Origin of the sequence: Streptomyces sp. 11x1, from assembly GCF_032598905.1 — a bacterium.
GTDB lineage: Bacteria > Actinomycetota > Actinomycetes > Streptomycetales > Streptomycetaceae > Streptomyces.
Genome location: NZ_CP122458.1, coordinates 419,200 through 441,151 on the forward strand (window position 1 = coordinate 419,200; position 21,952 = coordinate 441,151).

Below are 21,952 nucleotides of genomic sequence, written 5' to 3' on the forward strand. Positions count from 1 at the left end.
GGAGAGTGGCTGCTGACGTGGAAGTACGCACTTTTCAGTGACTGGAGAACCTCACGGTGACCAAGCAGTTCACGGGCTCGCCCGACGAAGCGGATCTTCGGCGCGCGGATTCTCTGGCGCGGGAGATCTTTTCGGACGTTGCCAACAAATGGGCGCTTTTGATCATCGAGGCCCTGGGAGAGCACACCCTGCGCTTCGGCGAGCTGCGGAACGAGATCGAGGGCATCAGCCACAAGATGCTCACCCAGAACCTGCGCATGCTCGAACGCAACGGTCTGGTCGACCGGACGGTGCACCCCGTGGTGCCGCCCAGGGTCGAGTACGCCCTCACCGAGCCGGGCCAGGCCCTTCGGGTGACGATCGACGGACTGTGCGACTGGACCCACCGATACCTCGGCCACATCGAGACCTCCCGCCACCGCTTCGACGCCTGAGGCGGACAACTGCGTCGTTTGAAGAGCGTGCGGGCGGCGCGGCAGGCACCGCTTCGCGTCAGGCTCTGGTGGGTTGCTGTGCCTGGGAGCCGTCGGCCGCGAGCGGAAGGCTGCGCAGTGACAGTGCGCTCGGCGCCGGCAGCGCTCCGTGGGCCGCCTCGGCACGGAACGACTGGAGCAAGTACGCCACCAGACGCCGGGACGCCGCACGGTCGCCCGGCAGCGCGGTGACCAGACCGCAGTGGGCCAGCAGGGCCACGGCGATGTCGGAGGGGTGGAAGTCGGCTCGCAGCGCGCCCGCCGCCTGTGCCCTGCGGACCAGGGTCATGAAGTCCCGCTCGGCCTGCTCCCGTTCGCGCGCGTGTTCTCGTGTGCTGTCCGGAAAGGCCGTGACGAACGCGGCCGGGAAGCCCCGTTCTTCCCGTTGCAGTTCGCAGACCGTCTCGACCAGCCGCTGGAAGCCCTGCCACGGATCGGGGTCGGCCAGGGCGTCGGTGAGCGCCCGAGCGCAGGTGTCCATCTGGTGCGCAAACGTGGCCCGTACCAGTGCGTCCCGCGTCGGGAACCGCCGATACAGCGTCGCCACACCGACCCCCGCCCGTCGGGCCACGGTCGCCATGGGTGCGTCGATGCCGTGCTCGGCGAAGACCAGGCGGGCGGCCGAGAGGATGCGCCGCCGGTTGCGCCGGGCGTCGGCCCGCAGACTGTCCTGCCCCGCGATCCGAGAGGATTCCCCCACCGCTGTCTCTCACCTCCGGTCAAGTGGACGATCTCGTCCGCTTGTCAGCCTACGCTCGGCGCCACGATCCCCCGGACCGGCCACTGGTGGCGAAGGCGAGAGCGAAGGTGAGAGCGATGACGATGGACGACCGCACGATGAAAGCCGTACTGTTCGACCGCTTCGGCGGCCCCGAGGTGCTGTATGTGGGCCGGGTCCCACGTCCCGGGCCGGCACCTGGCGAAGTCCTCGTGCGCGTGCGCGCGTTCAGCGTCAACGGCGGTGAGCTGGCTGCCCGTTCCGGAAGGGCCCGCCTCATCACGGGCCGGAAGTTCCCGCAGCGCGTCGGGCTGGACTTCACTGGTGAAATCGCCGAACTCGGCTCCGGCGCCACCGGCGTGGCGGTCGGCGACCAGGTGTGGGGTGTCCTGGGCCGCACCTCCGGATTCGGCAGCGCCGCCCAGTACGTGACCGTACGCCCCGAGCTGCTCGGACGGGTCCCGGACGGGCTGGACCTGGTGGCCGCCGCCGCGCTGCCGGTGGCCACCACCGCCGTCACGGCTCTGCGCGACAAGGCCGCGCTGAGCCCCGGCGAACGGCTGCTCGTACGGGGCGGGGCAGGCGGCGTCGGCAACGCCGCCGTCCAGCTCGGACAGGCGTACGGCGCCGAGGTCACGGCCCTGGCCCGCGCTGCCAACCTCGACTTCGTCCGTACGCTCGGTGCGCACCATGCCGCCGACCACCGGACCGTGTCACCTGCGGAACTCGGACTGTTCGACGTGGTCCTCGACACGGCGGGCACCGACCTGCGTACCGTACGGCGGATGCTGAAACCCGGCGGACGCATGGTCACCATCGCCGTCGACCTGACGCGACCCGCCGCCTCGCTGGGCTACATCGCGGCCAGCGCTGTTCACGGACGCGGCCGAGTGCGCTTCTTCAGCGGCAACCCCGGACGCGCCCACCTCGACGACCTGGCCCGCCATGTGACGGAGGGAAAACTGCGGCCGGCGGTGGACACGGTCTTCCCGCTGGAAGAGACAGCGGCGGCACACCGGGCCCTGGAGGCGGGCGGGGTGCGGGGCAAGTACGTGGTCCAGGTCGACTAGGGCTTGTCGGGAAGGCGCTGGTCACAGCCACTCGGCCGGCACGTGCGGCCGGACGCACCAGGACCGACACAACGGGGGTTCCATGATTCGGTCGCTTCTACGACGTCGCCGGGCAGCCCGGGGCCTCCCGGTCCCGAACACCTGCACCCCAGGCCGGCACGCCCTGGCCACCCGGCACCTGCTGCTCTACACCCCGGTGACCCAGCTCGACGCGTTGGCCGCCTTCGCCGCGAGCGCGGACGCCGATGCCCAGCGCCGGCAAGGGAACCAGACGTACCAGCTCGTACCGGACCCCAACACCAGACAGGCCCTGCTGCGCATGGGCTCTGCCGGCGCCCCCCCCCACTGGTTCACCAAGACCGACCCCGAACTGGCCGAGCCCACACCCAGCCCCGAGACGCCCGGCTGCCGAGGCCGGCTTCGATCCGGCGGCCATCGACGCCACGCCTGCCACTTGGGCTGGGTCTCAGGGGTCAACGCGACGAAGGCTGCGCGACCTTCCCGCCCCGATGATGTGTGGGGATGTAGCCCGTCGCCCCAGGTGGCAGAGCGTCAAGGCACTCCTGGGAACAGGCGTTGACCAGGAGCAGCAGGACGTCGGTCGCCACCAGCCGGGAGAGCCATGCCTGGTGCGGGCCCGTCGTGGGAATGGGCCCGGTACAGACACTGCAGGTGCGGGCCGCGCTGATGCCCCAGCGGGACGGAGCCAGGCTTTCGAGGGACAGGTCCGTATCGCCGGGCGCGCGGAGCGGCGGGAACGACGGCCGGTACTTGTAGTTGCCGTAGATCGAGCGCGTGCTCACCGTGCTGTTCACCAGCCGAGTGCAGCGTGTGATTTCGTAGGGGAACCAGTGCAGCCGTCGCGAGGTGTACGGGCTGAAATCCTCCAGGTCGGTCATGTCTCCGATTTCCGGAGGTATCACCGTGGAAGGACGTCCTCGCGCCGGGCGGACTCACCCGGCCCTGGCTGAAGCAGTGGCAGCGGTCCTGCGGCACCCCGAGCCGGGAGTCCACGGCCTCGGGAAAGCGGTTCGGGAAGACCTGTGGGGGCGGTTGTTCGTCGGTCATGGCGCAACGACAGGGACAGCGAGGGCGGCCGCTGCACGGGACGCTGCACCGGCCGCCCCGCCACGGTCCGCCTATGGCCTTCCGGAGGAACTCGACGACGACGTCAGAGAGTTGAGGAGATCTGGTCGGCGCGAATGATTCCCGTGAGGGCGGACCGCACGTCGGTGAGCTCGACACCACGGTCCCGGACTCGTGACGCACGGGGCCGGATCGCGATCAACGCCACTTGAACTCCACCGGCCCCGCGTTCATCTCGACGGTGCCGTCCGGGTGGAGGACTGGGCGGCGCTCGGTCATTCGGGCGCTGTAGGCCTCGACGTGGTGGATCGCCGCTCCGTCGCCGTCGGTGAAGTCGACGAGGGCGACGGCCACCCAGTAGCGGGTCTTGGTGTTCTCGTAGAGCGGGACGGTGACGGTCGAGCCACGGCCGTCGGTGACCACGACCTTCGCGCCGAAGCTGCGGAACGAGCCGAAGCCGTTGCTGACCGCGGAGTAGGCGCACAGGAGGACGTAGCCCTGCTGGTCGGGGCGGGGAGTGTCTCCCGGCCGGGGACCCGGGCGTCGCCGTCGAGGTGGATGAAGGGAGGGTTCTTCAGGGAGCCAAGACGCTTGTAGTAGATGACGTCGGCGCTCTTGCCCTTCTTCGCGGTGCCCGTGCTGGTTGTGGGGCGCGATCTCTTGTTGGCGGTGATGAGTGTCCCGGGCGGCCTCTCGTCGCGTATGGCGAGGGAAGCGGGAACGAAGAGGGCGTAGAGGTCGAGATCGGCGCCCTTTCTGCGGCGCTGATCGCTGCCGCCGTCCCACTCCAGGGTCGCCGTCACCAACAGCTCGCGGTCCGCCTTGTCCAGGCTGATGGCGACCTGACCGCCCTGTCGAGGCTGATCGCGCCGAGCGGCGGTTTGCGCAGGCTCGTGAGGGACGCGGCGGGAGCGGTGTGTGCGTCAGTGGCCTGCGGGGGCTCCACGGGCTCGGCCTGCTCGTCGGCCACGTCGATGCCGAAGTCGATGGCGAGTCCCGCCAGGCCGTCGGCGTAGCCCTGTCCGATGGCACGCAGCTTCCAGGTCTCGCCCCTGCGGTACAGCTCCATCAGGAGTACGGCGCGTTCACCGTCGGTGAGGAAGGGTGGGCGGAACTCGACCGGGTCGGCACCGAGTTGGGCGGCGCGGACCAGTACGTTCTCGATGTCGCGGAAGGTGCGGCTCATGTCGTCGGGGTCGCAGCTGCCGACCAGGACCACCCTCTCTACGTCCGCGGGGAGCCCGGCCGGGTCGATCTCGACGCGCTCGGGCCCTGCGGAATCAGCGGCGAGGTGCCGTATCGCGCCGGACTCGGCGGACGGCTGGTTGTAGAAGACCAGGTCGTCGTCGGAGCGCACCTTGCCGTCCGCCGCCACCAGCAGAGCGCTGAGGTCGACCGTGCCACCCAAGGCGTGCAGTTCGGCGACGACGGTCCCGAGGCCCACCGCGACGTTCTCACCCTTGCGCAGCTCCGGCATGCGGCCCACCTCTCGAACAGTCCACGACGATCACCTGACCCTGTCACATCAGGCCCGAATCGGAACCACGTTCCCACGGGCCGGACAGCCTCGCGAACACCACCGCCCGCTCATACACGAACGCGACACCGACAGCAGGGACGAAGTTGGTCCGACAGGAGGCGAGGCGTGGTCGGCCGGGCGGCTGCAAGAATCCTCGTCGAGGAGGGGCGGGTGTGACTGAGGCCTTCGTTTCAGCGGCGGGGGCGACGCTGCTGACCCTGGTCTTCCCGCTGATCCTCACCCAGAGCCCCGACAAACGGGTCCTCCCGCTGTCCGTCTGGTCCTTCCAGGGCGAGCACGATCAACGTCCCGGCGACCTCGCCGCGGTCGTCCTCTCCACCCTCCCGATCCTCGCCCTCTACGTCCTCGGCCGACGCCGGCTCATCGGCGACCCCAGCGTCGGATTCGGCAAGCGGGCGACCGGTTCCCTGCGCCGCAGCAGCCGCTCAGAGATGGTCGTCCAGCAGTTGCCGTACCTCGGCGGTGGACATGGGCCCCGTGCCATGGGCCACCACCTCTCCCTCCTTCAGCAGGACGCAGGACGGGGCTCCGGTGATTCCGAATCGCTCGGTCGCGGCCGGACAACGCGTGATGTCGGCGCGGACGACCGTCAGGCGGCCCGCGCGGTCGTCGGCGACGGCGCCCACGACAAGGTCCATCACCCGGCAGGGCTCGATCGCCTTGGGCCATGTCCCGGTGAAGTAGGCGAGGACCGGAACTCCGCTCTTCCCGAGGATGAAATCGAACTCCGCGTCCTCACGGGGGCGGTGGACCCGCATCGTCATGGAAGCTCCTGACCTCACGTTCCGTTGTTCCGTCCCCATCATCCCTCGCGCGGGGTTGCCGGGCCGGGGCGCATCGTCCACCGGATCCGGCCGAGCCGTGTCAGCCGGCCCGCAGACCAACCGCCAGCGTCAGTTCGAGGACCCGGTCCGGCGATGCGAGGTCCGGAAACAGCTCCCGCAGCTGGGACATGCGGTAGCGGACGGTCTGGGGATGGACGAACAGCGCCGCCGCGACCTCGTCCCGCCTGCCCTGGTGCAGCAGCCACGCCCGCAACGTCTCCTCCAGCCGCCGTGCGGTCGCGGCAGGCAAGGCCCGCAGCGGGGCGAGGGCTCGGGCGCGCAGGTCCGCGAACGCGTCCGCGTCGGCGCTCAGCACCAGCTCGGGCAGGTGGTCCTCGGTGTCGCGAATGTCAGCGGAGAGGGAGCGCGCGCGTACGGCTCGCGCGTACGAGGCCGAAGCGCGCGCCCACGGCCGGGCCGGGCCGACCACGGCGCTGCGGTCGGTCAGCTGCCGCAGGAGATGTGATCGTTCGGCGTCGGGGACGAGCAGCACGCCGGTGGCGTCCGGCAGATCGTCGAGGACGAGGGTGTTCGGGTCGAGCACGCGGTAGGCGGGCCGGGCCTGGGCGGCGGGCAGCAGGACCGCGGTCAGCGAAACCGGAGGCTGCCACCCGGCCCGTTGCGCAGAGGCCATCAGTACGTCCGAGCTCGCGTCGGCGAGGAGGTCGCGGGCCAGATGTTCCAGGTGGCGCTCGTGGGCCCTGCCCCGGGCGGCCAGTTCGTCGGCGTGGCCGGCGGCGCTCGCGGCGGAGAGCTCGTCGATGTAGGCGAAGGTCAGCTCGGCGAACTTGGCGACCTCGGCGGCGGGCAGACCCGCGGGGACGGCGCCCGCTGCCAGGCATCGCCAGGCCACGCGGGCGCCGACGCGGTAGGCGCTGAGCAGCGCGTCCATCGAACGGCCGTCGCGGACCTCGCCGCGGCCCAGCTCGTAGGCCGCGTCCCCGGCGTCGCCGCCCGTGGCGTTCCCGCTCGCGAGGTCCAGGTAGTGCCCCAGGGCGGTGCGGACGGCGCGGCGGATGGTGGCGCCCATGTGGCCCGACAGGGCGCCCGCGTAGGGAGGCACCTCGTCGATGATCGCCTGGACGACCTCGTCGGCGGTGGTCCTCAGCGCGGCCCGAAGTGCGGTGACCGTCGTCTCGTCCAGGGCCAGCTCGCTGACCCTACGGATCGCATGACTCACGTTTCTATTCCTTGCGAACAATTCAGCCGACCAGATTCACATCCTGCGGTCAGGACTTTACGCCTTGGGGCACAGCAAGCTGGACTCATGACGAGTACAGCCCTCCGCAGCAGGGCGTGGAAACTGCTGGAGATGGTCACGACGCCGCTGCTGCCGTCGGACTACCTTGACCTGGTCAGCCCGCTGCGTGCGGGCGCCGACCTGCGAGGGCGTATCGAGGCCGTGCACCCCGAGACGGGTGACGCCGCGACGATCGTGATCAGACCGGGACGGGGCTGGCGCGGTCACACGGCCGGCCAGTACGTGCGGATCGGGGTCGACGTCGACGGGGTGCGCCTGTGGCGTGCCTACTCGGTGACGTCGCCGACGAACAGCCAGGACGGCCGCGTCGCGATCACCGTGAAGGCGATCCCGGACGGCAAGGTCAGCAACCACCTGGTCCGCAGGGCGAAGCCGGGCACGCTGATCCAGCTCGACCAGGCGACCGGTGACTTCGTGCTGCCGCGGGCCAAGCCCGCCAAGGTGCTCTACCTGACGGCCGGCAGCGGCATCACGCCGGTGATGGGCATGCTGCGCGACACCGAGTTCGACGACGTCGTCATGGTCCACAGCGCGCCGCGGCCGCAGGACGTGATCTTCCGCGACGAGCTGCATGCCCTGGTCGCGGACCAGAAGCTGCGGCTCACCGAGGTGCACACCGACACCGACGGCATGCTCGACATCGCCCGTCTCTACGAACTCGTACCCGACTGGGCCGAGCGCGAGACCTGGGCCTGCGGGCCCGCGGGCCTGCTCGACGCCGCCGAAAAGCACTGGGCCGAGCACGGCGTGCACGAGCGCCTGCACACCGAACGCTTCCGCCCCGGCATCGTCGTCGCCGGTGAAGGCGGGGAGGTCACGTTCAGCGGCACCGGCAAGACCGTCGACGCGGACGGCGCCACGCCGCTTCTTGACGTCGGCGAGGAGGCCGGCGTGCTCATGCCCTCCGGGTGCCGCATGGGCATCTGCTTCGGCTGCGTCACGCCGCTCAGGGCGGGTGCCGTCCGCGACCTACGCACCGGCGAGATCACCGAGGCCGAGCCGGGCGTCCTCATCCAGACCTGTGTGTCCGCCGCCGCGGGCCCCTGCGACATCGAACGGTAGGAGCGCCTTGACCGCCATCGACCCCACCGCCCATCTGACCGCGAAGCAGATCGAGGAGCTCGGCCGCGAGCTGGACGCGATCCGCGACGAGGTGATCGCGAGCCGCGGCGAGAAAGACGCCGCCTACATCCGCAAGGTCATCTCGGCGCAGCGCAAGCTGGAGCTGGTCAGCCGGGGTGTGCTGCTGTTCTCGTTCTTCCCGCCCGCGTGGATCATCGGCACCGCGGGTCTGTCCGTGGCCAAGATCATGGACAACATGGAGATCGGCCACAACATCCTGCACGGCCAGTGGGACTGGATGCGGGACCCGAAGATCCACTCCACCACCTGGGAATGGGATCACGTCTCGCCGGCCGACCAGTGGAAGCACTCGCACAACGAGCTGCACCACACGTACACCAACGTGATCGGCAAGGACAACGACCTCGGCTACGGCATCATGCGCGTCGACGAGGACCAGAGGTGGCACCCGTTCCACCTCGGCCAGCCGCTGTGGAACTTCATCAACGCCTGCTTCTTCGAGTACGGCATCGCCGCGTACGACCTGGAACTCGGCAAGAACCTGCGCAAGCGCCGCCGCAACAACCCGGAGTTCCGCGCGCGGGCCAGGGCCGTGGGCCGCAAGATCCGCAAGCAGGTGCTCAAGGACTATGTGATCCACCCGCTGCTGTCGGGCCCGTCGTTCCTCACCACGCTCGCCGCCACGTTCACCGCGAACCTGGTCCGCAACATCTGGTCCCACTCGGTGATCATGTGCGGACACTTCCCCGAGGGTGTGCAGGTCTTCGAGCGCCGGTCGATCAAGGGCGAGACGCGCGGCCAGTGGTACCTGCGCCAGATGATGGGCTCGGCGAACATCAGCGGCAGCAAGGCCATGCACTTCATGTCCGGCAACCTGTCGCACCAGATCGAGCACCACCTGTTCCCCGACCTGCCGAGCAACCGGTACGCCGAGGTCGCGGTGAAGGTGCGCGCGCTGTTCGAGAAGTACGAGCTGGAGTACGTCACCGGACCGCTGCCCAAGCAGGTGTTCTCGGCGTGGCGCAAGGTGGTCCGGCTCTCACTGCCGAACAAGAAGCCCAAGGTCAAGACCCCGGACCGCGAACAGGAGCTCCTCGCGGCCTGATCCCGGTACGGTCAACCGGCATCGGAGGCTTCGGTGATCCGGCACAGCGCGGCATCCGGCTGCGCTACTGCCTGGAAGTGCGCCAGGAGCACGGCAACAGCCCGGCAAGCCGGCCCGGTGAGTGTCGAGGCGCCGATTTCACGGCGACGACAGAGCCCTGTCCCGGCTGACCTCGCCGCCGACGACGTCGCGCTCGCACCGGTCGGCAACGGAAGATCCGCGGGAAGCAGGACCTCGTTCCTGTGAACCTCCGGCGGTGGCGCGTCGACGGGGCACGAATCGGATCAGTTCAGCCGAGCCGGGACCCAGGCGTGGTGCCGAAGGATCATGCGGGTCGCGAGGTGGGAGGGTGTCCACCGCATAGCCGTGTTGCGCAGGATGACGGCCAGCGGGTGGGAGAGCTGCTGGCCCATCCGCCCGGCTCGCCGGGCGGCGCGCGCCACCGCCTGGCTGCGCGGCCGACGCTCGGCGTCGTAGCGTGCGAGCGCGGCGTCGACGGTGGGCTCGGCGGCGAGCGCGGCGGCCAGGGTGACCGCGTCCTCCAGCGTCTGACAGGCGCCCTGTCCGAGGTTGGGGGTCATGGCGTGTGCCGCGTCACCGAGCAGTGCGATCCGGCCGACCGTGTACGAGGGCAGCGGCGTGCGGATTTCATTGACGTCGTGATGCAGTACGGCTGCGGGTCGCGTCGCGTCGAACAGCGCGGGGATCGGGTCGTGCCAGGTGCGGAACCGCCGACGCAGTTCCGCCAGCGGGTCGGCGAACCGCGTTCCGGCGGGCAGGTCGAGGACGGCGTGCCACTCGGCCCGCCCGTCCCGAAACGCGATGTGCCCGAATTCGGCCCCCTGCCCCCACGTCAGCTCGAAGTCGGTGGGCAGTTCGACCGCCTGCTCAGTGATGGCCCGCAGCACTGTCGAGCCGCTGTAGACCGGGCCGGGGTGGGCTGGGAAGAGAAGACTGCGCACCTTGCTGCCGATGCCGTCGGCCGCCACCACCAGATCGGCATCCAGGACCGTCTCGCCGCAGCCGACTCGAACCGTCCCGGGGCGGATCTGTCGGAACGAGTCGGCCTCGGAGCCGATCAGCAGTCGCTCGGCGGGCAGGGCCTCGCGAAGCAGCCGGTGCAAAGTGGAGCGAGGGATGCCCATGATCGGCGTACCCACCGCCTTCTCCAGCACCGCGCCGTCCATCCGGGCCAGCCAACGGCCCTCAGGCGTGCGGGTGCCGCCTCTGTACTGGCCGCGCGAGGCATCCCGTACCGCCTCGCCGACGCCGAGTTCGTCAAGTGCCCGCACTCCGTTGGCGGCCAGTGAAATGCCCGCCCCCGCGTCTTCGAGCAGGCACGCGCGCTCGATGACCGTCACGTCCCATCCGATGCGGCGCAGGCCGATCGCGGCGGCCAGCCCGCCGATGCCCGCTCCGACCACCACTGCCGTGTTACCCATTCCGCAAGCCCCCTCCTTCTACATCTGTAGAAGGACCACCCTAGCTGGGGCTCTACAGGTGTAGAAAGGAGCCATGGCTTCGGATCGGCGCACCCTCCTCGCGGACGCGGCTCTCGACGTCCTCGCCGACGAAGGGATCCGCGGCCTCACCCACCGGGCGGTCGACCGCAAGGCGGCTCTACCGCCCGGCACCACGTCGGCGTACTTTCGCACCCGGGCCGCGCTGCTCACCGGACTCGTCACTCGCCTTGTCCAACTCGACCAGGAGGAACTGCAATCGATGGCCGAGCAGCTCCCGCCCATCCGCACGGTCGAGGAACTGGTGGACGGCATGGTGTTGCTCACCCGTCAGCGACTCACCGGCGAGGGGCGCCGCCGCTCGCTCGCCCGCTACGCCTGTGCGGTCGAGAGCGTGCGGGACCCCGAACTGCGCGAGATCCTCGTGCCCCGCGAGAACGCCGGTCGCGAGGCCGTCCGGTTGTTCCTGGCCGATCAGGGCGTGGCGGACGCAGAGAACCGCACACGCACCCTCCTGACCTGCATCGACGGGCTGATCTTCGACCGACTGGTGAGCGGCGGCGAAGTGCCGCGCGAGCCCCTCGAAGGTATTGCCGCCGCCGCCCTGCGTTAGGCCCTGTCGTCACATTCCCGCCTGCCCCGCGACGCCATGCACGCGCTCTCGACGCACCGGGCACCGACCCGAGTACGTCCAGTACGCCGGTCAGCGCCCGGCACGCCGAGAGCACACTCCCCCGGTCTCGGCTGCGCTCGACCGGGAGGTACCCCCACGACGCCGCGGGGCCGCCCTTCGGGCGACGACGGGAATGTGACGACAGGGCCTAGGAGACCGCTGAAGATCTTGCTCTGGCCGCCCGACTCACCCTGGATTGCCGGTAAATGTCAATCGCCATCAAGTAGGGCAAGCCGGGCGCATTTTCGAGATCTTCAGGACGCTTCTAGAGGGCGTTGCAGCGCTGACGCGGTACTCGCGACCGCGCCAGCACGTCTCATGCGCCGGTAAGTCCGTCGATCTGCTCGCGAATGAGATCAGCATGACCGTTGTGACGTGCGTATTCCTCGATCATGTGCACCATGATCCAGCGCAGGGAGACCTCCTGATCGCCGACGAAGCCCGCTTCCTGTGCGGACAGGCGACCGGAATCGTCCAGCGATGCGTCAGCGATCAGCTCACGGCCTCGGGCGATCTCGGCTCGCCAGACAGCCGTAGCTTCGTCGAGCCCTCGGCCCGGGCGAAGCGCATAGCCGTCGACGTTGTTCTCGCCGAAGATCGGCGGCATGTCCTGACCTGCGAATACGCGCTGGAACCAGTTGCGTTCCACCTCTGCCGCGTGCTGCACGAGGCCGAGCAGCGTGATCGACGAGGGTGACGCTGCGGCAAGCCGTAATTGATCGTCCTTGAGGCCCGAACACTTCAGGGCGAGAGTCGCACGGTGAAGGTCCAGCCATGCCTCCAGCATGACGCGCTCGTCAGCACGCGCGGGTGGGATGGGCCGTCCGTCCGGTGTCGTTTTCATCGGCACACCATGGCAGCGACAACCGCGCCCCACGACCACCTTCGCTTGCAGCGTACGCGCATCCCCATGGCTTCCCCCACGTTCACAACCACGGCACGGCCACCACGCACGTCGGCTGTTCCACCTGAGCGAGGAAGGACAAAGGGAAGGGGAAGGGCAAGAGGTTGACCCTCGACATGGTCGAGGCACCAGAGTCCTGGGTGTGGAGAGCGAGATGCACAGCATTGGAGAAACGGCCCGGGACAGCGGGCTCGGGGTGAGTGCCCTGCGGTTCTACGACCGTGCCGGCGTGCTGGTCCCCGCTTGGGTGGACCCGGTGAGCGGATACCGCTGGTACGCACCCGAACAGCTCGAAGAGGCCCGGCTCCTTGGCCGGTTGCGTCGGGCGGGCATGCCGCTGGCCGACATCCGGCTCGTCCTGGCCGGCTGGGGCGGCGCGGACACGGAACTGGTGCGCGGTCTTCTGCAGGCGCACCTGCGCCGTCTCGAGTCGGGGCTGTCCGATGCCCGCAGCGAGTTCTCCACACTCCGAGCCCTACTCGACCACAGGGAGACAGCCTCCATGACCTCGCTTCACACCACCACCGCCGCCCGGTTCTCCGTGCCCGCGCCGGAGGTGGCCGCCGCGTTGGACGCGGTCCGTTTCGCGGCCGGTACCGACGCGGAGCTGCCGATGCTCGGCGGGATCCTGTTCGACATCGAGGGAGAACTGCTCCACCTCGTGGCCACCGATCGCTACCGCATGGCGGTCGCGCGAACACGTACGACCGGGCACGGCGGGCCCCGGACGCAGGTGGTCGTACCTCTGCCGCTCGCCGACGCGATGCGGGCCCTGCTGACCGGCGAGGAGCCAGCCGAACTCATCGTGGACGGTGACCGGGTGACGCTCGAGACCGGGGACCGGCAGGCGGCAGGGCAGAGTCTCGGGGGCGAGTTCCCCGACTACCGCCGCCTCGTCCACCTCCCCGCCGGTCGCCGGGCCCGCGTCGGGGCAGTGGCCTTCCGCCAGGCCCTGGAGACCGGCCCTGTCCGCGCGGGCGAGACGCCTGAGCAGGACAGCGAGCCGTACGACCTGAGCGTGCTCCGGGTCGCGGAGAACGGGACCGTGATCGTCTGCGACGACAGTGACGACGACCCGAACAACGTTGCAGTCAACCGCGATCTCCTGCTGGACGCGCTCACCGCCGGGGCCCGGGACGAGCTGATCATGGAGCTGGGCGCGCCCACGGCACCGCTCGCGATCCGCCGGCCCGACGACGAGCACGCCTTCTCGCTGCTGATGCCGGTTCGTCTGGAGGACTAGATGTCGGCGTGACGGGCCACGGTTCGTCGTGCGCCCGCCCTGTTCACCGTGGTCGCCTGCGTCGTGTCCGTCACGGTCGTGGCCGTCACCGCCCGGCCCCCGTACTCGCGTCGGCCGGTCGTCCGGGTCTGGGCGGAGGCCATGCGAATTCACGTGACAGTTGCGGACCAGCTCGGCGATCATCGGCCGATGACCACGGGACCGGACATTCTCCGTCTGAGCATCGTTCGCCCTCCACCCGACGAGGGCCTCGTGGAGGTTCGCCCGATCGTCAATGGCCGGGTGGTCCCCGGTGGCGTCGGAGGCTCCCGGTACCTGGGCGCAGGCCCCAGGCATCTGCTGGGCCAGGACGGGCTGTTGCACGCCACTGCGACGCCCCACGAGGTTCGTCTCGCCTGGTCCGGGTGCGGCGTGGAGGAGTGCTGTGGCGCGCTGTACGTGACGGTCACGCGTGACGGCGATCATGTTGTCTGGGCGGGCTGGCGCGATCCGTCCAACGAGGACGTCGACCTGCCGGAGCTTCGGTTCACCGCGGGTCAGTACGACGCCGAGATGCTGCGCGCCGGAGAGGACCGCAGTTGGGAGTGGCCGGCAGGAGCGGTTGCGCGGCTGCTCGAGGCAGGGCTGAGGAGACACGAGGACTGGCTCGTCAGGTGGGACTGCGCGTTGGAAGGCGTCTTGGCCTCCCGCAAGGAGCCCGATCGCATCCACGTCGTGTTGCTGCATCCCCGTGACCGGGCTGATGCCGATCTGCCCTGGCTTCAGTTCGGGATGACCCTCCCCATCTCCTCGGATCCCCCCTCGGACCAAGCCGAGCACCTCGAAGGGCGACTGACCGCCGGCGATCCCCGTGCCGCCGCCGAAGTCTGGGGCGGCTCGCACGATGCCGAGCAACTGGGATATCCATGGCCGCCGGTCGACCCGCTGTCCGTGTGAGGGGCTGGGAGAGGCGGGGGGGGGACCTGCCCTGCGGTACGAGAGGTGGCGTCGGCGGGCGGGCGGAAGCCGGGGTGGTGGCCCGGGCAGGCCGGGCCAGCCTGGACCTCGTTCTGCTGGTGTCCCGTGCAGCTGGCGGCCACCCGGCCAGGCACCCGCGTCAGCAGCCCTGAACAGGCAGAACGGATGACCCACCGGGTCGAACAGCACCCGCACAGCATCCTGGGGCTGGACGTCCGCCAGGGTCGCCCCCAGGGCAACAGCGTGCTCGACGGCCGAGGACAGATCGTTCACCTCGATGTCCAGATGCATCATCATCTGCTGTTCGGACCGTGTGGCAGGCCAATGCGGCCGGATGAAGAGCGGCTCCGTCTGGAACGACAATCCGGCACCGCCGTCCGGCGGCGCGATCTCGACCCAGTCTCGTTCGTCCCTCCGAAGCGGCCACCCGAGCAGGCCCTGATAGAACCGCGCCAACGCGCGCGCGTCCGGTGCGTCAAGGGTGGTCGCGGCCAACGTGAAGCGCGGTTGAGACCTCATGCAGTGCGGCTACCCGGTTCCGCCGCCGACAGTTCCGTCCATTCCACCGAGTGGCGCGGTCGTCAGGGGCTGTCGCCGCCCCAGTCCCAGCGGGACGGATCGCCCGGGCGCGGGTCGTACAGGGCCCGCCCGCCAGGGCCGAACTGCCCGAGCTCCGTGGCGAGGGAGACACCGTGGTCGATCTCCTCCGGCCTCCAGCCGGTGATGTCGAGCAGCAATCCGTCCAGCGGCCCGCCCACCAGTTCGGCGTAGCTACGCCCGGGCTTCGGGCCCGGGTGGTCATGGTCCGCTCCGTAGATGCGGCCGCGCATCAGCTGCTCATCCTCACTGTTCATACGGTTCAGCTTCTCAGCCACCACCGACAACGAGGCCGGTGCGGTTGCGCAGCGCGCAGTCCCGGGGCCGGGTTCTTGGGACAGACTGGGCGCATGACAGCGACATCGATGGCCAAGGGCGGCAACCTTCCCGTCGCCGCCACGGCGGTACAGGTAGAGCTCGGCTGGTCCGGGGGCGCCGGTGCGCCGGACGCCGACGCCTCGGCGCTGTTGCTCCGTGCCGACGGGCGGGTGAAAGACGACGGGGACTTCGTCTTCTACAACCAACCCCAGCACGCCTCGGGTGCCGTGCGTCACCTGGGGAAACAGCGGACCGGTGGCGGTACGACGGACACCGTCGGGGTGGATCTGGGGGCCCTGGAGCCGGAGATCGAGCGGGTCGTTCTCGGTGCTTCAGCGGACGGTGGCACCTTCGGCCAGTTGTCCGGTCTGCGGCTCCGGCTGCTCGACGCCGGGACAGGTGAGGAGCTGGCGCTGTTCGAGATGGAGGCAACGACAGAGACCGCGTTCATCGGCGGAGAACTGTATCGGCGGGCCGGTCGGTGGAAGTTCCGCGCGGTGGGGCAGGGGTACGCGTCCGGACTCGCGGGGCTGGCCACCGACTTCGGGATCACCGTGGACGAAGAGGCAGGCGCCACCGCCTCGACGGCTTCCACCGCCCCCACGCCCACCCCTGCCGTCCCGAGCACCCCACCCCACGCCGGCCCTCCCGCCCCGCCCCGGTCCCCGGCGGCCCCCACCCCGCGTCTGGTCAAAGGCGAGGAGCAGCTGCCGGTGGACATGCGCAAGCGGCTCTCCTTGCGCAAGGAGCAGATAGCCGTCAGCCTGCGCAAGCACGGGGCGGAGGGAGTGACTGCACGCGTCATCCTGGTCCTGGACGCCTCCGGGTCGATGTCGTTCCTGTACTCGAAGGGCGTCGTGGCAGATGTCGTCGAGCGGATGGCGGCCGTAGCCGCCCAGCTCGACGACGACGGTGAGATGCAGGCGTGGACGTTCGCGTCGAACCCGGCCCGGCTCCCGGACCTCGCCCTGGGCGACCTGCCGGAGTGGCTGCGGCGTCATGTCCGGGTCGGTGAACTGACGTTGTTCCGGCGCAAGAAGCCACAGAGAGGTCTGCTGCCGGGCCAGGTGGACATGCGCGCGGTCGGCATCCAGAACGAGGAACAGAAGGTGATCGCCGAAGTGCGGGCCTACGTGCGCGATCACCCGGCGGCCGCCCCCACGCTGGTCCTCTTCTTCTCCGACGGCGGTGTCTACCGGAACAAGGAGATCGAGACCGAACTGCGGGCAGCCGTGGACGAGCCGGTCTTCTGGCAGTTCGTCGGGCTGGGCCGCTCCGACTACGGGGTGCTGGAACGGTTCGACACCTTGCCCGGCCGCCGCGTCGACAACGTGGGATTCTTCGCCGTCGACGACATCAGCCGCGTACCGGATGCCGAGCTGTACGACCGGCTGCTGTCCGAGTTCCCTTCATGGATACGCGAGGCTCGACGGCTGAACATCATCTGAGTCGGCGCCCGGAAGACCGGCTCACGTGGCTGTGAGGGCTGCGGCGCCGAAGGAGACGTCGAAACGGTCGCACCAGACGGTGACGCTGGTGTACCGCGAGGGGTCGACATCGTCGGGCAGGGGGTAGTTCTGGCTTCCCTTGTTGCCCTTGAGCTTGCCGAGGCTGACGTACGCGCCGTCGTCGAAGACGTGCCAGCCGGCCCGGCCCTCCTTGACCGGGGCGTCGGTCAGCCACACGCGAAGGTCGGGGCCGTTGCTGGTGTCGAGCCGCTCCAGCCGGATCACGTGGCTGCCGTCGGCCAGCCGTACGAGCTTCACCGTGCCCGTGGTCGGGTGTTCGTGGCTGATCAGCCCGCCGCTCGCCACCGTCACAGGTCCGCTCGGCGCGGAGGGGGAGGACGACGCTCCCGCGTTCGCGTCCGGCTTCGTCCCGGGGGTCGAGGAGGCTTCCACGACCGGGCCCGGCAGGGACTCCGTCACCGTCCGGTCCTGCCAGAGCTTCCACGGCTGGAACCAGTACAGCCCGGCGGCCACGCCCACGCACATGACCGTCACCGCCGCCAGCCCGGCGATCAGTCGCCTTCTCGGCCTGCGCCGCCTCATGCCGATCCCGCTTCCTGTCTGATGTGTTGTCCGTGTCGTTCGTGTCGTCACGTTCCCCATCCAACGCCGTGCGCGGTCTTCCTGCCCCGGCTCCGCCGATGACGAAATCCTTACGTCTGCCTGGTCGGCATCTTGTCGGCTTGTCGTCACCTTACGGAAGCGTGACGTGCCGGGCGTGGCCCTGGGGCTCGGCGGGTGATCGCTTCTAGCGTGGGCGGCATGCGAGTACTGGTCACCGGCGGTGCCGGATTCATCGGGTCCCATGTCGTCGACGCGCTGGCGGAACACGGGCACGAACCCGTTGTGTTCGACACGGCGGTGGACGCGGGCGCGGACGTCCGGGACGGGGAGGCCGTGGCCCGCGCACTGGCCGGTGTGGACGCGGTGTGTCATCAGGCGGCGATGGTCGGTCTGGGCACGGGCTTCGCCGATGCCCCGGAGTACGTCTCCCGCAACGACCTGGGGACGGCCGTCCTGCTCGCCGCCATGGCGGACGCGGGTGTACGGCGGCTCGTGCTGGCGGGGTCGATGGTGGTGTACGGGGAAGGACGGTACGAGTGCGAGCGGCACGGGGTGGTGCGGCCGGGTCCGCGGATCGGGGCCGATCTCGCGGCCGGACGTTTCGAGCCTCTGTGCCCGGAGTGCGGGGCCGAGTTGTCGCCGGGCCTGGTCGGGGAGAACGCGCCGGTCGACCCGCGCAACGTGTACGCGACGACGAAGCTGGCCCAGGAGCATCTGGCGACGGCCTGGGCCCGGACGACAGGCGGGGCTGCCGTGTCGCTGCGGTACCACAACGTCTACGGGCCCCGGATGCCGCGCGACACTCCCTATGCGGGGGTCGCCTCGTTCTTCCGGTCCGCGCTCGCGCGCGGCGAGGCTCCCCGGGTGTTCGAGGACGGCTGTCAGCGGCGGGACTTCGTCCATGTCCGGGATGTGGCGGCGGCCAATGTGGCGGCGCTGGAGGCTGATACGGCCGAGGGCTCGCTGGTCGCGTACAACACCGGGAGCGGCGAGCCGCACACCGTCGGGGAGATGGCGCGGGCGCTGGCCGCCGCGTACGGCGGGCCTGAGCCGGTGGTCACCGGCGAGTATCGGCTGGGGGACGTGCGGCACATCACCGCCGACTCGCGACGGCTGCGGGCCGAGCTGGGATGGAAGCCGGGGGTCGGGTTCGCGGAGGGGATGCGGGAGTTCGCGCGGGCCGGGATGCGGGGTTCGTAGCCCCTTCTGGACCGGTGGTGCTGTCCGTGTTCAGGAAGCGGCCGCGGGCAGCACCACCTCGAAGCGGCAGCCGCCGGGGATGTTGCGTACGGAGGCGTGCCCTCGGTGGGCCTCCACGATCCCCCGGACGATGGCCAGGCCCAGGCCCGCTCCGGCCGGGGGTGTGCGGGAGTGGGTGCCGCGCCAGCCGGTGTCGAAGACGCGCGGCAGGTCGTCCTCGGCGATGCCGCCGCAGCCGTCGGAGACGGAGAGCACCACGCCGTCGGGGGACCGTTCGGCGGCCACCGCGACCGTGCCGTCGGCCGGGGTCCGGCGGATGGCGTTGACCAGCAGGTTGGCGAGGACGCGGCTCATCTCCCTGCCGTCGACCTCGACCGGCACGGGTTCGACGCGCGCGCCGACGAGCCGGACGCCGTGTTCGCGGGCGAGCGGGTCGGCGCCCGCCAGGGCGTCGCCGACGAGGTCGTACAGGGACATGCGGGAGAGGGAGAGCGTCAGGCTGCCCGCGTGGATGCGGGAGAGTTCGAAGAGGTCGCCGACCATGGCGTCCAGGCTTTCGACCTCCGTACGGATCTGCTTCAGGTAGCGGTGGGGGTCGGCTGCGACCCCGTCCTCCAGGGCCTCGGCCATCGCGCGCAGTCCCGCCAGGGGGGTGCGCAGGTCGTGGGAGATCCAGGCGACGAGTTCACGTCGGGAGGACTCCAGGGCGCGTTCGCGTTCCCTGGACGCGGCGAGCTTGGCGCTCGTGGCGGCCAACTCGGTGCTGAGTGCGGCGAGTTCCGCCGTGGCCGGGCCTTCGGGGGCCGTGAAGTCGCCGCCGTCGCCGAAGGACCGCGCGGCGATCTGGAGGGCGCGGCTGCGGGCGACGACCCAACGGCCGAGGAGCAGCGCGGTGGCCAGTGAGACGACGGCGGCCATGGCGACGACGGTGGTGACGACGCTCAGGTCGTGCGGGGAGAGGAACATGGCCCAGGCGACGGCGAGGGTGCCGGCGAGCATGGAGGCCACCGCGACGGCGGCAACCACGGTGAGCGACGCGGTGAGCGAGCGGCGGCGCAGCGGCCACAGCGCGAGCGCGCCCAGCAGTCCGGCGGCGCAGGCACCCAGGAACGCGTACAGGGCGATGAGCACGTTGGCGGTCATCGTCAGTCCTTCCGGATTTCGAAGGAGGCGTGCGGTCCGTCGCCGACGACGGGTGTGCGCGTGGGGTCGAAGCGGTAGCCGACGCCCCAGACCGTCTGGATCAGCCGGGGCCGTGCCGGATCGTCCTCGATCTTGCCGCGCAGTCGGCGGACGTGGACGGTGACCGTGGACAGGTCGCCGAAGTCCCAGCCCCATACCTCGCGCATCAGGTCCTCCCGGCTGTGGGCGCGGCCCGGGTTGCGGAGGAAGTAGGCGAGGAGGTCGAACTCCCGTAGTGTCAGGGCGAGTTCGGCACCGTCGCGGGTGGCGCGGCGGCCCGCCGGGTCGAGGGAGAGGCCGACCGAGCTCAGCAGGCGGGTGTCCGGGGCGGGTCGTGCGCGGCGCAGCACCGACTCGACGCGCAGGACCAGTTCGCGCGGGCTGAACGGTTTGGTCACGTAGTCGTCGGCGCCGACCTCCAGGCCCAGGATGCGGTCGTCCTCGTCGCCGCGCGCGGTGAGCATGATGACCGGTACCGGGCCCCGGGTCCGCAGCAGACGGCACACCTCCAGGCCGTCCATGCCGGGCAGCATCAGGTCCAGCACGACCAGGTCGGGCCAGTGCGCCGCGGCGGCGGCCAGCGCGGCGGGACCGTCCTCGGCGCGGTCCACCGTGTGTCCGGCGCGTTCGAGGTACCCGGTGACGACCTCGGCGACCGTGGGGTCGTCGTCCACGACCAGGACGCGCGCGGCCGCCGGCCCGCTCGGTTTCTGTTCCATGCGACCAGCCTCGCACCTCGTCGGGGGTGTGGAGGGTGCAGACGGTACGAAGGGCTGTCGACGTCCGCGTTTCGTAAGGACGCAACGCCCGATAAGAGAACTTTGTTCTCGTAGGCTGAAAGCTGTGACTACCTCCTCTCCCCCGCCTCCGGGCGTCGATGTCGTGCTGCCCTGCCTGGACGAGGCGGAGGCCCTGCCCTGGGTGCTGGCCCGGATCCCGGCCGGATGGCGCGCTCTGGTCGTGGACAACGGCTCGACCGACGGGTCGGCGGACATCGCGCGAGGGTTGGGCGCGAGCGTGATCCACGAGGCGCGCCGCGGCTTCGGTGCCGCCTGCCACGCGGGGCTGACCGCCGCCACGGCCGACATCGTGTGCTTCTGCGACTGCGACGCCTCCCTCGATCCCTCGCTCCTCGTCCCCTTCGTCGACGAAGTGGCGGACGGGCGGGCCGACTTGGTGCTCGGCAGACGACGGCCGCAGGGCCGGGGAGCCTGGCCCGCGCACGCCCGGGCCGGCAATCTGGCGCTCGCCCGGATGCTGCGCCGCCGTACGGGACTGCGTCTGCGCGACCTGGGCCCGCTGCGTGCCGCCCGCCGCGAACCGCTCCTCGCCCTCGGGCTGACCGACCGGCGCAGCGGCTATCCGCTGCAGATGGTGGTGCGCGCCGCAGACGCGGGCTGGCGCGTCACGGAGCACGACGTGCCGTACCTGCCGCGCTCGGGGGCTTCGAAGGTGACCGGTACCTGGCGTGGCACCTGGCAGGCGGTACGCGACATGAGCCGCGTCCTGAACGAAGCACCGGCGTCGGTCGAGGTGGGAGGGGTCCGCCGATGACCACGCTCCTCGTCATCGCCAAGGAACCGAGGCCGGGCCGGGTGAAGACCCGGCTCACCCCGCCCTTCACCCCGGACGAGGCGGCGGCGCTGGCCGAGGCCGCCCTCGTGGACACCCTGCGTGCCGTGGCCGCGGCCCCCGCGGACCGGCGAGTCCTGGTCCTGGCCGGTGAGCCGGGTCCCTGGCTGCCGCCCGGCTTCGACGTCGTACCGCAGCAGGGTGGAGGGCTGGACGAGAGGCTCGCCGCCGCGTTCGCCGGCTGCGACGGCCCCGCCCTGCTCATCGGCATGGACACCCCGCAGGTCACGCCGGACCTGCTGACCGTGGAACTCGCCGGACACGACGCGTACTTCGGTCCGGCCGAGGACGGCGGCTTCTGGGCGCTCGGGCTCGCCGAGCCGAATCCCGCTCTGCTGCGCGGGGTGCCCATGTCGACGCCCCTCACCGGCGCGGTCCAGCGCGCCCGGCTGGTCTCCGCCGGTCTACGGGTCCACGACCTTCCGGTCCTGCGGGACGTCGACACGGCCGTCGACGCCGAAGCCGTCGCCGCGCTCGCGCCGCACAGCCGGTTCGCGGCGGAACTGTCCCGGCTGCGAGCGGTCAGCGCCCGATGAGCGGGCCGTGGCAGGACA

At 70.6% G+C, this 21,952-nt stretch carries 23 protein-coding genes and 1 pseudogene; 11 read left to right on the top strand and 13 right to left on the bottom strand.

Features of this window, described 5'->3' with window-relative positions; genetic code table 11:
- The first annotated feature begins 56 nt into the window (after positions 1–56).
- Positions 57–434 (top strand): helix-turn-helix domain-containing protein, encoded by a 378-nt coding sequence (locus P8T65_RS02105; protein WP_316723697.1) that lies wholly within the window; start codon positions 57–59, stop codon positions 432–434.
- A 58-nt stretch (positions 435–492) separates the two neighbouring features.
- Here P8T65_RS02105 and P8T65_RS02110 read toward each other — a convergent pair whose 3' ends face one another.
- A complete protein-coding gene (locus P8T65_RS02110) occupies positions 493–1,173 on the bottom strand; it encodes a helix-turn-helix domain-containing protein (protein WP_316723698.1) in 681 nt (226 codons plus the stop codon).
- 122 nt (positions 1,174–1,295) lie between these two features.
- Between P8T65_RS02110 and P8T65_RS02115 the strand changes: the two genes are divergently transcribed.
- Positions 1,296–2,261, top strand: a complete 966-nt coding sequence (locus P8T65_RS02115; RefSeq protein ID WP_316731454.1) for an NAD(P)-dependent alcohol dehydrogenase — start codon at positions 1,296–1,298, stop codon at positions 2,259–2,261.
- A gap of 473 nt (positions 2,262–2,734) precedes the next feature.
- Here P8T65_RS02115 and P8T65_RS02120 read toward each other — a convergent pair whose 3' ends face one another.
- From P8T65_RS02120 to P8T65_RS02140, 5 genes are all read right to left on the bottom strand, one after another.
- Positions 2,735–3,160, bottom strand: coding sequence for a hypothetical protein (locus tag P8T65_RS02120; RefSeq protein ID WP_316723699.1), 426 nt, complete (start codon positions 3,158–3,160; stop codon positions 2,735–2,737).
- Between the two features lie 385 nt (positions 3,161–3,545).
- Positions 3,546–3,770 carry a hypothetical protein gene (locus P8T65_RS02125; RefSeq protein WP_316723700.1) on the bottom strand — a complete coding sequence of 75 codons (225 nt, stop codon included), beginning with the start codon at positions 3,768–3,770 and terminating at the stop codon, positions 3,546–3,548.
- A gap of 376 nt (positions 3,771–4,146) precedes the next feature.
- Positions 4,147–4,824 (bottom strand): TerD family protein, encoded by a 678-nt coding sequence (locus tag P8T65_RS02130; protein WP_316723701.1) that lies wholly within the window; start codon positions 4,822–4,824, stop codon positions 4,147–4,149.
- Positions 4,825–5,312: 488 nt separating this feature from the next.
- Entirely contained in the window at positions 5,313–5,651 is a 339-nt protein-coding gene (locus tag P8T65_RS02135; RefSeq protein ID WP_316723702.1) for a thioredoxin family protein, read from the bottom strand.
- A 100-nt stretch (positions 5,652–5,751) separates the two neighbouring features.
- The gene (locus P8T65_RS02140; RefSeq protein ID WP_316723703.1) at positions 5,752–6,891 is read right to left on the bottom strand and encodes a helix-turn-helix domain-containing protein; all 1,140 of its coding nucleotides are present in this window, start codon (positions 6,889–6,891) and stop codon (positions 5,752–5,754) included.
- Positions 6,892–6,978: 87 nt separating this feature from the next.
- On the opposite strand from P8T65_RS02140, the gene P8T65_RS02145 reads away from it, so the two are divergent.
- Positions 6,979–8,034 carry a ferredoxin reductase gene (locus P8T65_RS02145; RefSeq protein ID WP_316723704.1) on the top strand — a complete coding sequence of 352 codons (1,056 nt, stop codon included), beginning with the start codon at positions 6,979–6,981 and terminating at the stop codon, positions 8,032–8,034.
- 7 nt (positions 8,035–8,041) lie between these two features.
- A complete protein-coding gene (locus P8T65_RS02150) occupies positions 8,042–9,160 on the top strand; it encodes an acyl-CoA desaturase (RefSeq protein WP_316723705.1) in 1,119 nt (372 codons plus the stop codon).
- Between the two features lie 284 nt (positions 9,161–9,444).
- Here the strand turns inward: P8T65_RS02150 and P8T65_RS02155 are convergent, their stop codons facing one another.
- Positions 9,445–10,602, bottom strand: a complete 1,158-nt coding sequence (locus tag P8T65_RS02155; protein ID WP_316723706.1) for an FAD-dependent monooxygenase — start codon at positions 10,600–10,602, stop codon at positions 9,445–9,447.
- Positions 10,603–10,675: 73 nt separating this feature from the next.
- Between P8T65_RS02155 and P8T65_RS02160 the strand changes: the two genes are divergently transcribed.
- The gene (locus tag P8T65_RS02160; protein WP_316723707.1) at positions 10,676–11,233 is read left to right on the top strand and encodes a TetR family transcriptional regulator C-terminal domain-containing protein; all 558 of its coding nucleotides are present in this window, start codon (positions 10,676–10,678) and stop codon (positions 11,231–11,233) included.
- Between the two features lie 376 nt (positions 11,234–11,609).
- Here the strand turns inward: P8T65_RS02160 and P8T65_RS02165 are convergent, their stop codons facing one another.
- On the bottom strand, positions 11,610–12,137 hold the full coding sequence (locus P8T65_RS02165; protein WP_316723708.1) for a DinB family protein: 528 nt from the start codon (positions 12,135–12,137) through the stop codon (positions 11,610–11,612).
- Positions 12,138–12,351: 214 nt separating this feature from the next.
- On the opposite strand from P8T65_RS02165, the gene P8T65_RS02170 reads away from it, so the two are divergent.
- Both P8T65_RS02170 and P8T65_RS02175 read left to right on the top strand, forming a co-directional pair.
- The gene (locus tag P8T65_RS02170; protein WP_316723709.1) at positions 12,352–13,440 is read left to right on the top strand and encodes a MerR family transcriptional regulator; all 1,089 of its coding nucleotides are present in this window, start codon (positions 12,352–12,354) and stop codon (positions 13,438–13,440) included.
- A gap of 78 nt (positions 13,441–13,518) precedes the next feature.
- Positions 13,519–14,376, top strand: a complete 858-nt coding sequence (locus tag P8T65_RS02175) for a hypothetical protein (RefSeq protein WP_316723710.1) — start codon at positions 13,519–13,521, stop codon at positions 14,374–14,376.
- 231 nt (positions 14,377–14,607) lie between these two features.
- Here the strand turns inward: P8T65_RS02175 and P8T65_RS02180 are convergent.
- Together P8T65_RS02180 and P8T65_RS02185 are read right to left on the bottom strand one after the other, a co-directional pair.
- Positions 14,608–14,916, bottom strand: a pseudogene (locus P8T65_RS02180) (VOC family protein); the annotation flags it as partial.
- 62 nt (positions 14,917–14,978) lie between these two features.
- Positions 14,979–15,251 (bottom strand): hypothetical protein, encoded by a 273-nt coding sequence (locus P8T65_RS02185; protein ID WP_230223721.1) that lies wholly within the window; start codon positions 15,249–15,251, stop codon positions 14,979–14,981.
- 93 nt (positions 15,252–15,344) lie between these two features.
- On the opposite strand from P8T65_RS02185, the gene P8T65_RS02190 reads away from it, so the two are divergent.
- On the top strand, positions 15,345–16,760 hold the full coding sequence (locus P8T65_RS02190) for a VWA domain-containing protein (protein ID WP_316723711.1): 1,416 nt from the start codon (positions 15,345–15,347) through the stop codon (positions 16,758–16,760).
- Positions 16,761–16,781: 21 nt separating this feature from the next.
- Here the strand turns inward: P8T65_RS02190 and P8T65_RS02195 are convergent, their stop codons facing one another.
- On the bottom strand, positions 16,782–17,363 hold the full coding sequence (locus tag P8T65_RS02195; protein ID WP_316723712.1) for a DM13 domain-containing protein: 582 nt from the start codon (positions 17,361–17,363) through the stop codon (positions 16,782–16,784).
- A 219-nt stretch (positions 17,364–17,582) separates the two neighbouring features.
- Here P8T65_RS02195 and P8T65_RS02200 point away from each other — a divergent pair, with 219 nt between their 5' ends.
- A complete protein-coding gene (locus P8T65_RS02200) occupies positions 17,583–18,584 on the top strand; it encodes an NAD-dependent epimerase/dehydratase family protein (protein ID WP_316723713.1) in 1,002 nt (333 codons plus the stop codon).
- A gap of 30 nt (positions 18,585–18,614) precedes the next feature.
- On the opposite strand, the gene P8T65_RS02205 is transcribed toward P8T65_RS02200, so the two are convergent.
- On the bottom strand, positions 18,615–19,727 hold the full coding sequence (locus P8T65_RS02205; RefSeq protein ID WP_316723714.1) for a HAMP domain-containing sensor histidine kinase: 1,113 nt from the start codon (positions 19,725–19,727) through the stop codon (positions 18,615–18,617).
- 2 nt (positions 19,728–19,729) lie between these two features.
- Positions 19,730–20,485, bottom strand: coding sequence for a response regulator transcription factor (locus tag P8T65_RS02210; RefSeq protein ID WP_316723715.1), 756 nt, complete (start codon positions 20,483–20,485; stop codon positions 19,730–19,732).
- Between the two features lie 115 nt (positions 20,486–20,600).
- Between P8T65_RS02210 and P8T65_RS02215 the strand changes: the two genes are divergently transcribed.
- Both P8T65_RS02215 and P8T65_RS02220 read left to right on the top strand, forming a co-directional pair.
- Positions 20,601–21,320 carry a glycosyltransferase family 2 protein gene (locus P8T65_RS02215; RefSeq protein ID WP_316731455.1) on the top strand — a complete coding sequence of 240 codons (720 nt, stop codon included), beginning with the start codon at positions 20,601–20,603 and terminating at the stop codon, positions 21,318–21,320.
- Entirely contained in the window at positions 21,317–21,934 is a 618-nt protein-coding gene (locus tag P8T65_RS02220; RefSeq protein ID WP_316723716.1) for a glycosyltransferase, read from the top strand. The genes P8T65_RS02215 and P8T65_RS02220 overlap by 4 nt, the downstream gene beginning before the upstream one ends.
- Positions 21,935–21,952 lie beyond the last annotated feature (18 nt).

Coding starts and splice junctions, on each gene's coding strand:
- P8T65_RS02195 (WP_316723712.1), bottom strand. CDS start 17,363: ATGAGGCGGCGCAGGCCGAGAAGGCGACTGATCGCCGGGCTGGCGGCG.
- P8T65_RS02200 (WP_316723713.1), top strand. CDS start 17,583: ATGCGAGTACTGGTCACCGGCGGTGCCGGATTCATCGGGTCCCATGTC.
- P8T65_RS02130 (WP_316723701.1), bottom strand. CDS start 4,824: ATGCCGGAGCTGCGCAAGGGTGAGAACGTCGCGGTGGGCCTCGGGACC.
- P8T65_RS02220 (WP_316723716.1), top strand. CDS start 21,317: ATGACCACGCTCCTCGTCATCGCCAAGGAACCGAGGCCGGGCCGGGTG.
- P8T65_RS02155 (WP_316723706.1), bottom strand. CDS start 10,602: ATGGGTAACACGGCAGTGGTGGTCGGAGCGGGCATCGGCGGGCTGGCC.
- P8T65_RS02205 (WP_316723714.1), bottom strand. CDS start 19,727: ATGACCGCCAACGTGCTCATCGCCCTGTACGCGTTCCTGGGTGCCTGC.
- P8T65_RS02145 (WP_316723704.1), top strand. CDS start 6,979: ATGACGAGTACAGCCCTCCGCAGCAGGGCGTGGAAACTGCTGGAGATG.
- P8T65_RS02120 (WP_316723699.1), bottom strand. CDS start 3,160: ATGACCGACCTGGAGGATTTCAGCCCGTACACCTCGCGACGGCTGCAC.
- P8T65_RS02170 (WP_316723709.1), top strand. CDS start 12,352: ATGCACAGCATTGGAGAAACGGCCCGGGACAGCGGGCTCGGGGTGAGT.
- P8T65_RS02210 (WP_316723715.1), bottom strand. CDS start 20,485: ATGGAACAGAAACCGAGCGGGCCGGCGGCCGCGCGCGTCCTGGTCGTG.
- P8T65_RS02185 (WP_230223721.1), bottom strand. CDS start 15,251: ATGAACAGTGAGGATGAGCAGCTGATGCGCGGCCGCATCTACGGAGCG.
- P8T65_RS02165 (WP_316723708.1), bottom strand. CDS start 12,137: ATGAAAACGACACCGGACGGACGGCCCATCCCACCCGCGCGTGCTGAC.
- P8T65_RS02115 (WP_316731454.1), top strand. CDS start 1,296: ATGGACGACCGCACGATGAAAGCCGTACTGTTCGACCGCTTCGGCGGC.
- P8T65_RS02190 (WP_316723711.1), top strand. CDS start 15,345: ATGACAGCGACATCGATGGCCAAGGGCGGCAACCTTCCCGTCGCCGCC.
- P8T65_RS02135 (WP_316723702.1), bottom strand. CDS start 5,651: ATGACGATGCGGGTCCACCGCCCCCGTGAGGACGCGGAGTTCGATTTC.
- P8T65_RS02160 (WP_316723707.1), top strand. CDS start 10,676: ATGGCTTCGGATCGGCGCACCCTCCTCGCGGACGCGGCTCTCGACGTC.